The sequence below is a fragment of the Paenibacillus albiflavus genome, assembly GCF_004344915.1.
In the GTDB taxonomy this organism is placed as follows: domain Bacteria; phylum Bacillota; class Bacilli; order Paenibacillales; family NBRC-103111; genus Paenibacillus_AM; species Paenibacillus_AM albiflavus.
On record NZ_SKFG01000052.1, the window covers coordinates 1 to 9,196 of the forward strand.

The following is a 9,196-nucleotide window of genomic DNA, read 5'->3' on the forward strand; positions in this document are numbered from 1 at the left end:
GGATTTTTCTATCTTTCCTATACACCTAATAGTACTAATAATTACTGGATCGGTGGCTTTCAAATAGACAAGGAATATCAAGGGATGGGATTAGGAACACAATCTCTTAAAAGAATATTAGAATTCATTCAGGAGATGAACAGACAATGCGAAGTAATCTCTCTAACAATCGAAAAAAGTAATAATCATGCTAGAAAGCTTTACGAGAAATTAGGTTTTGTCAATCAAGATAAAGAGAACCAAGATGGCGAGATTATATATAAACTAAAGTTAAAATAAACTATAAAGAACTTGTGCTAGGTTACTCGAAGAGGTCGTTGACATCAGCTAACATTACATTCCTGCGTCGTCGCTAAAGCTCCTCGGTCACCGAGAGGATTTTCGGAGAAGTAAATCAGGCGACACATCCAACCGGCTAAGTCTGACGACCCGGCAACTTTATTGCCTTAAGCCGCTTGGACGTCAGGAATGCGAAACGTTATATGAAACCTACGCAAAGACCTATAAAACCGTATACCTAATCCAACCGGAGGAATGGAATCCTATGTCATTAACGATAATGAATGAAAACAGTGATGAGCTGAAGAATTATGTTAGGAACAAAATGTTTGAATACAATATGAAACATTTTCCTGATGATTTAAAAGGGAGATATCAAGAATTACATATTTTTCTTAAGGACGAACAAGAGCAAGTTTGTGGTGGAATACTAGGAGAGATTTGTTGGAACTGGCTCGAAATACAATACTTATATGTAGAACCTGAATATAGAAAGTTAGGTTATGGCACAAAACTAATGCATGAGGTTGAGAGAATAGCAAGGGAGAAACAATGTGAATTTATGAAGACTGATACATTAGGTTTTCAAGCTTTAGATTTTTATAAGAAGCAAGGCTTTGAAGTGTATGGCATGATCGAAAATGCAGGTAGACATACACACTATTACTTGAAGAAAACCTTTGATAATTATTGAATGGGTATATTCGAAGAAGACGTAGGAATCATATAACACAATATTCACTCTCGGTGCATTCGCATCTGGTCTGCTAGATGCAATTACTAGAAGTAGACTCAGTAGACAACCCTGCGAGGCTAAGTGGCGTAGCCACCCGGCGACATTCGTCGCATTAAGCCTCTCGGGTTCGTGAATACAACAACGTTAGACGAAACCACTTGAAGAATAGAAAGGAATCAGCATAGACTCAAAAAATCTTTAAAATTAATTGGCTTCAGGAACTTCGCTTTTCTATGTCATAAAGGCACCAAGCAGGTAATTATGGATGGCGTATCATATTTTGAAGACTTACAATAGGGAGAATTACAATGAAGAAAATACTAAGTAAAACAGGTACATCAACAGTCTGTGTCATCCTACTTATCGTGATCATTACTACTATAGTTTGTTGGAATGAACTTGGTAGTTTGGTAAGCACAGGAAATTATGATAATACGGATAATATGGTGGAAACCATAATGTCCAAATCGGCCACTCCAGGAGTAGCAGTGGTATTGTTAAAGCAGGGCAAGACAGAATATATGAATTACGGATATGCAGATGTTAATAATATGAAGAGGGTAACTGAAGAGTCATTATTTGAATTGGGATCGACTACAAAGGCATTTACGGCTTTGGCCGTTATTTTATTAGAAAATGAGGGATACTTATCACGCTCAGATTTTATTACAGATTATATTCCTTCGTTTGAGCCAACCATTAAGGGTGAGAAAGTTAATATTACTATTAATCAGTTGTTAGCTCATACAAGTGGGATTCCACCGTGGAGTATTCAGTTAATTCCTGAAGGTACTACTGAGGAAATGCTTGAAAAAACGATACATAATGTTTCAGACATTGCATTAGATACGTATCCTGGGACAGCATATAATTATGCTACCGTTAATTATGATATTTTAGCGATGATTATTGAAAAAGCTACAGGTAAACGTTATCAGGATTACGTAACTGAAAACATACTGGTTCCTTTAGGGATGACTGATAGTTATTTTACAACAGGTCAGGAAAAGGAATCTGATAAACTTACCAAAGGATATCGTGTATTATTTGGTAAGGACTTAGAATATGATGCCCCTAGATATTATGGGAATATCGCTGCAGGATATTTGGTAACGAATTCAAAAGATTTAGAACGCTGGATTAATGCCCAAATGGGGATAGGCTATATACCAGAAAATCTTTTGAATGCTATACAACAGTCTCATCAAGTCGACATCAATACGGCTGGATATGAAGATGAAAATCAATACTATTCATTCGGATGGAGTATTGATACTAAAAATAGAGTTGTTAGTCATAGTGGAGTTAATCCTAATTATTCCTCACAGGTTATTATTAATTTAGAAAAGCAGCAGGCCATTTTTGTACTGGCTAATATGAATTCAACTGCACCATCGCAAATTGCTAATAATATATATGAAAGTATGAATGGCAATCCTATGAATAAATTTAATTATGATGACGTTTATGTATTAATTGATTTGATATTTTCATTCTTAGTAATAGTAGCAGTCGTTAACATATGTCTTAAGGCAATTAAACTAGTTAGAGGAATAAAACTAAACATTAAAGATGAAAAGACAAGAGTCAGGAAGTTAATTGGAAGTAGTGTCAGTCTTATCTTAAGCATTATGTTTTTGGCATTGGTATTCATTTGGCCTTATCTATTCAACAATAATTATTATATGATAAGGGTGTGGATGTCGTATTCAATATTTATCTGGATGGGTCTTGCTGCTATCAATTTCATTTTATCGATTATTATTAATATTAAAAAAATAGTAATAATTAGAGGAAGCTTATAAAAAATCAGGGTCATTTCGTGAATAACTGAACGTTATCGGAAGGCATAGCAACAAAAAATATAAGATAGCTGTCCACAAAATCGTAATGAACTATGAAAGTATCGCTAGGTGGTATCGTCTAACACTTTCGGGCTGTTCGGCCCTTGGTTCGCAAGATGAGGTGTGCAGAGAAGCGAATTCAGCTCACAACCCTGCGAGGATAAGTCCCGGCGGACCCGGCGCGTATGCGCCTTAAACCTCTCGGGTTCGTAGATACAGAAACGTTAGACGCAATTTCCTAAATGAATATAAAAAAACAATCATGTCAGTAAAATAAGGAGCTAGAAATGACGCATAAAAGAAGAGTAATAGAAGTTATTCCATATAATCCTGAATGGAAAGCAGAATTTGAAAAAATCCAGGAAATGATATTTAGCTATATCGGAGATTTGATTTTAACTATTGAACATGTTGGAAGCACATCTGTGGAAGGTTTATCGGCAAAACCGATTATTGATCTTGATGTAGTAATTGAAAGTCTTGATGTTTTACCTAGTATTATTGAACGATTAGAACAAGAAGGATATGAGTATGAGGGGAATCTAGGAACAGAGGGAAGAGAAGCATTTAGAAGAAGATATAACGATGGATGCATGAAGTATCATCTTTATGTTTGCCCTAAAGATGGGAAGGGATTTTTAGAACATATCGCATTTAGAGATTATTTGCGAGCAAATGAATCCGCTCGTAAAGACTATGAATTATTGAAAATTAAACTTGCTGAAACGTACCGATATGATATCGATAATTACAGCCTAATGAAGACTGAATTTGTAGCAGATGTATTGAACAAAACCATATATAAGGTAAAGGACAAATAATGTAATTATTAGTGGGAGATTTCGAGGAAGAGGCAACAGCGTCTAACACCATATTCACGCAAAGGGTTAACGCCCCTAGTTTGCAAGACGCCATTACAAGGAATCTGTTCAGCAGACAACCCTGCACTGGCTAAGTCTGTCGGACCCGGAGCAACGCGCCTTAAGCCAGTGAGGGTTCGTGAATACACAACGTTAGCAGAAATTCTTGCAATATTTATAAACCATCGAAAAAACTGATAAAAATAAAAACCTATCAAAAAACGAGGAGAAAAGAATATGAAAATAAAAGAATCAGGAATTGTTGTGTTTATGGAGAACTATGAGTCAACCGTTGAATTTTATATATCGGTATTAAGTCTACCTGTTCGTGAACGAAAAGTAGGTCTGACAATATTAGAATTTGGAAACAGCTATTTAATGATTGAAGATAAAGGGGTCGCATCGCATATTGAGAAAACTAGAGCACAAAATCCGACAGTATTAAGAATAGATGTAGAAGATTTTGAACAAACAATATCAGAGATGACTACTCGTGGAGCTGATATAAAAGTACATAAATTTAATTGGGGAACGATCGGAGTAATTATAGATCCAGAAGGAAACAGAATAGAAATTAAAGAAACAATTTTGTAGTAATTCGAGGCAGGCAAGAACATTAGCTAACACCGTATTCATGCGGCGGGCCTGACGGCCCTGATGGGTTTCCCAAGGCAATTCGAGAAAGAGGAATCAAGTAGACAACCCTGCGATCCTAACCGAGTCGCGGCCGTCAGCAAGCTGCCTTAAGGTTCTCGGGTTCGTGAATGTACAAACGTTAGGAGAAACTTCAAAATAAATCTGTGAGGTACAACATTATGACACAATATAGATTAGCTCAAGCAGAAAAAAAATGTTTGCAGTTCATCAAGTTATCTATTCTAACTCTGATATTGAGATGTGGTATGACTGGAATACTCGCTTGGAGGATACGAAGTTTACTGATCAATGCTTTTGGATAATGTGTGACGATAATAGAATTGGAGGGGTTATTAAGATCAATGATACTTTAATGTTTCCTTTTATAATTCCTCCATTTTCAGATCGACAATTAATGTGGAGGATATTATTAAACTGTTGCGAAGATATCAGAAATGTCAACGGGGTTCTGCAAGATGATGTAAATATACTGCTGTCATTAGGCTTTAAAGTAAATGTAATTCGACAAGTAATGTGCTGTCCAACGGGTGTAAGTAAAAAATCCGTAACTCCAAAGGGATTGTCCTTTTATTATTTGGACGATTCTTTTGAAATAACAAAAATAAAAGACGTAATGAAGGAAGGATACCGAGAAGGAATTGATTACGAGATCTTTGGTGTACCCAATGATGAGAAGATAATGGAGGATATATCGTATCTTTTGCAAGTATATAAACAAAGGAATCTTTCGATATATGTCGTAAATGAACAGAACCAAGAAATCGTTGGACTTTGTATAGCTGGTATAAGCGATAAAATGCCATTAGGATTTGCTGAAATCGGAGAATTATGCGTTGTTCCTCATTATAGGAACAAAGGCATTGCAGAGTTCATGTTAAATCATATAAAAGAAGCTGCGAACACCCATACAGAGCTTGTTAAATTATGTGTTACTGTTGGTAATTATGCTGAAATACTTTATAAAAAAGCCGGGTTTCAGGCAGGCCCTAGATTTGCGAGAATGACTAAAAGATCAATGTGGTGATTATTCTGATAGGCTTATAGTTATAGATTTTAATATTGGATTATTAAAACAATGATTGTACGAAATTTCGAGGAGGACGGAAGCGTCGCCTAATAATGTGTTCACGCATCGGCAGACAAGCTGCCTCGGTCCTGGAAGATAACCGAAGAAGCAGTTGCCGGGACACATCCGCACTATCTAACCGCAACGCGGCCGCCCTTCGGGCTTAAGGTGGTGGGATGTCGTGATTTCGGAAACGTTAGACGAAACCATTCTAATGCAATTTTATAAACCATTTTTAAACATAAAGGAGCGATAGAAGATGTCAGTCAATCTAATAAATAAAGAAACATGTCGAGTTATTGGAATACATATTATCTGTCCTTTTGATGATATGGTAATCGAAATGACAAAAGCTTGGAATTTGTTAAAATCTAGATTAGATGAGATTAATGGAAGAACTGATAGCGATAAAATCATTGGATTCTATCCCCAATTATCGGAAGATAATGACAAAAACAGATGTCACTATTTTATTGGTGTTGAAGTAATGGGAGATAGTATAGTTCCTACTGATATGTTCAGTATAGAGATTCCGTCACATCATTATGTGAGTTATTTATATAAGGGTGCACTAAATGACTATGTAAATCAGGCGTATAGTAAAGTCCATGAATATATTAATGAACATGAGATACATAACAATGTAAACACATATGTTTTAGAAGTTAAGAATATAAATAATGACTTAAATGATAGATTAAGGGAAGACAACGAAATCGAGTTGATGATACCAGTAATTATTGAAAGCAACTCGAGATGAGGATGGCATCGTCTAACAACGTATTCACGATGCGTGCTAACGCCCTTTGGTCTGCCAGAGGATTTTCGGTGGAGCTGGATCAGGCGGACAACTACTGCGAGGCTAAGTCCGTCGGACCCGGGCGCAAGCGCGCTTAAGCCTCTCGGGATCGTAGATACACAAACGTTATAGGAAATCGGCGAAAGAGAGCAAATAAATAATAAAACCATTTACATGGGAACAAATATTCGATATATTGGGTATATGTTCCAAATTACTTGGGGGTGTTATATAAATGGGTAGAGTTGTATTATTTGAAATGAATAGTCAAGATCCAAAACGAGCTGCTGAGTTCTATTCAACTGTTTTTGGGTGGAAGATTGCGGAACCAAACTGGGGGTATCATCCTGTAGTTACTGGTGAAAACCATAAACCGGGAATTGATGGCGGTATTTCGATGGGACCTAGCGATTATCCGCATGGAACAAGAATTCAAATAGAAGTAGAAGATATAGATCAAGCAATAATTAAATCTAAAGAATTAGGAGCTCAAATAGTAAGAGATAAAATGGAATTTGATAATTTTTATTTAGCATATTTAGTTGATCCTGTAGGGATTGGCTTTGGATTAATTCAGAATAAATAAGGACTGCTATCGCAGGCCTTTTTTTAATTAATTTAAATACATATAAGTCAAGTGATAGTAAATTAGAGAAGTCGACAACATCTTATAACAACGTATTTTCGCTGCCTATCTGACGCCCCTTGGTCCGCAAGAGGATTTTCGGGGAAGCGGAGTCAGTCGGACAATCCTGCGAACCTAAACGCGTCGCGGCCGGCACTACGTGCCTTATGGTTCTCGGGTTCGTGAATGCAGAAACGTTAATTGATATTCCTGCTAAGCTAATTTTAAATGCTATGTCAAAGTAGGTGAGAGTATGCCGTGGCCAATGATACATTTTGCGATTGCAAATAGATATCATCATAATCAACCTAAACCTGCGTATCTTCTTGGTTGTGTTGCACCAGACGCAGTATTAGTAAGGAAAGATGTACAAGAAGGTAAAGAGAAATCTCATTTAGGTAGAAATCCATCAATAGATGAATTTTTAGCATTTCTTAATGCAAATGTAGACGTTGGCAGGTTTCCAGATGACCATATTGATTTCTTTTTAGGTTATATTGCACATATTTATGTTGACTTAGCGTGGAGTAAACTTAAGAATATCATTTCTAATAACGATCGGAACTTCAGAAACCGTTTGTGGCAAGAAGAGAATCAGATGGAGTTTTATATGTATCGTAATGAACAAATCACAAAACAATTGGTAAAAGATATCATGATATCGCCTCTCTATGAAGTACAAGGAATATTTGACAAGAGCGAACTAGATATATGGAGAAAGAGTATTTTTGAGTGGCTAGGTCGAGAAGAAAATGAACCAAAAATTTTAAATAAGTACATTACAAGTACAGTAGTTGAAGAGTTCATAGAACAAATGACAGAAGACTTAAAAGGATTAGATCAAACTTTATTAAAGGAAATCAATGAAGGCAGGAACATCAGTTAACACTATATTCGCGCTGCGTTGATGACGCCCCTTGATCCTCCCGGGGCAATTCGAGGAATCGGAGTCAGGCGGACATCCTGCGAACCCAACTGCGCAGCGGCTGGACGGGCCTTAAGGTTCTCAAGTTCGTGAGTTATTATGACGAGACCAGCTCCAATTGTACAACGTAGGTTATTAAAGTAGTTGGATAAACTATTTTAACAGAGCTATAAAACAGAAGGAGCTGGTTACTATGAAGTATGCCCAAAAATATGTAGGAATGGATGTTTCAAAGGATACCATTGTCATAGCGATTGCTGAAAGTGGAAGAGAAGAAGCACGTTATTGGGGAAGTATTCCGCATAAGCCAGAGGCAGTGAGAAAACTAATCAAACAACTGGGTGACAAAGAACAAATTGAAGTATGTTATGAAGCAGGCCCGACAGGATACGAATTATATAGATGGTTAACAAGTATGGGCGTGAAATGTAGTGTAGTAGCCCCATCACTAATTCCTAAGCGTGCTGGAGATCGAATTAAAACAGATCGCAGAGATGCCATGCGACTAGCACAATTATTCAGAGCAGGAGAACTAACAAGTGTTTATGTGCCAGATCGAGACACAGAAGCACTAAGAGACTTAGTTCGAGCAAGAGAAGATGCAAAAGAAGATTTGCATCGAGCAAGACAACGGATCCTAAAATTTATGCTACGTCATCAAATATACCAGCCGTCAACTATTAAGAAGAGATGGACAAAAAGCTACAAAAAGTGGCTTGGAGCAATTAAATTTGAACGATCAAACGAACATTTTGTATTTCAAGATTATCTACAAGTCGTATTAGAAAGTGAAAAAAGGCTAGAACGAATAGAAAGGGAAATTGAGCAACAAAGTGAAACAGCACCCCAGGCAGAAGTAATCCAAGCGATACAGTCATTAAGAGGAGTTGGGCTTGTAACAGCAGTAACATTAGTGGCTGAAATAGGCAGTTTTGCACGATTCCGTTCGGCACAACAACTAATGGCATATGCAGGGATCGTGCCACGAGAAAGATCAAGTGGAGAAACGAACTGGAAAGGAAAGATTACAAAGTCAGGCAACGCCCATGTCAGGAGAGTAGTAACAGAAGCTGCATGGCAGTATCGGCATCGTCCAGCGATGTCAGCAAGAATGCAAGAAAAAGGTCATAACCAAAGTGCAGAAATACAAGCAATAGCTTGGAAGGCGCAGCATCGTCTTCACGAGAGATATTTCAGGCTTATTATTCAACGAGGGAAGCAAAAATGTGTAGCCATAACGGCAGTTGGAAGAGAATTATTAGGATTTATATGGGCGGTAGCTAGAGAAGTAGAGCAATGTAAGAAAGCAGCAGCATAGGATCAATTAGCAAAGAGGAGAAAAATAAAATGAATTTTTGGGCCCGAAGGCAACGCGGTAGTGAGAATAAGATTCGCGTCTTGTATT

General features: G+C 37.2%; 10 protein-coding genes. All 10 read left to right on the forward strand.

Annotated elements, in window-relative coordinates:
* Positions 1 to 279: GNAT family N-acetyltransferase (locus E0485_RS23885; protein ID WP_132420525.1), on the forward strand; the 279-nt coding region annotated here is incomplete at its 5' end.
* 265 nt (positions 280 to 544) lie between these two features.
* The gene (locus E0485_RS23890; protein ID WP_132420560.1) at positions 545 to 973 is read left to right on the forward strand and encodes a GNAT family N-acetyltransferase; all 429 of its coding nucleotides are present in this window, start codon (positions 545 to 547) and stop codon (positions 971 to 973) included.
* Positions 974 to 1,323: 350 nt separating this feature from the next.
* Positions 1,324 to 2,820, forward strand: a complete 1,497-nt coding sequence (locus E0485_RS23895) for a serine hydrolase domain-containing protein (RefSeq protein WP_132420561.1) — start codon at positions 1,324 to 1,326, stop codon at positions 2,818 to 2,820.
* Between the two features lie 326 nt (positions 2,821 to 3,146).
* A complete protein-coding gene (locus E0485_RS23900; protein ID WP_132420562.1) occupies positions 3,147 to 3,680 on the forward strand; it encodes a GrpB family protein in 534 nt (177 codons plus the stop codon).
* A gap of 276 nt (positions 3,681 to 3,956) precedes the next feature.
* Entirely contained in the window at positions 3,957 to 4,313 is a 357-nt protein-coding gene (locus E0485_RS23905; RefSeq protein ID WP_132420563.1) for a VOC family protein, read from the forward strand.
* Between the two features lie 256 nt (positions 4,314 to 4,569).
* The gene (locus E0485_RS23910; RefSeq protein WP_132420564.1) at positions 4,570 to 5,400 is read left to right on the forward strand and encodes a GNAT family N-acetyltransferase; all 831 of its coding nucleotides are present in this window, start codon (positions 4,570 to 4,572) and stop codon (positions 5,398 to 5,400) included.
* A gap of 301 nt (positions 5,401 to 5,701) precedes the next feature.
* On the forward strand, positions 5,702 to 6,202 hold the full coding sequence (locus E0485_RS23915) for a GyrI-like domain-containing protein (protein ID WP_132420565.1): 501 nt from the start codon (positions 5,702 to 5,704) through the stop codon (positions 6,200 to 6,202).
* A 274-nt stretch (positions 6,203 to 6,476) separates the two neighbouring features.
* Positions 6,477 to 6,827 carry a VOC family protein gene (locus E0485_RS23920; protein WP_132420566.1) on the forward strand — a complete coding sequence of 117 codons (351 nt, stop codon included), beginning with the start codon at positions 6,477 to 6,479 and terminating at the stop codon, positions 6,825 to 6,827.
* Between the two features lie 292 nt (positions 6,828 to 7,119).
* Positions 7,120 to 7,752, forward strand: coding sequence for a hypothetical protein (locus E0485_RS23925; protein ID WP_132420567.1), 633 nt, complete (start codon positions 7,120 to 7,122; stop codon positions 7,750 to 7,752).
* 232 nt (positions 7,753 to 7,984) lie between these two features.
* Positions 7,985 to 9,109 carry an IS110 family RNA-guided transposase gene (locus tag E0485_RS23930; protein WP_132420291.1) on the forward strand — a complete coding sequence of 375 codons (1,125 nt, stop codon included), beginning with the start codon at positions 7,985 to 7,987 and terminating at the stop codon, positions 9,107 to 9,109.
* Positions 9,110 to 9,196 lie beyond the last annotated feature (87 nt).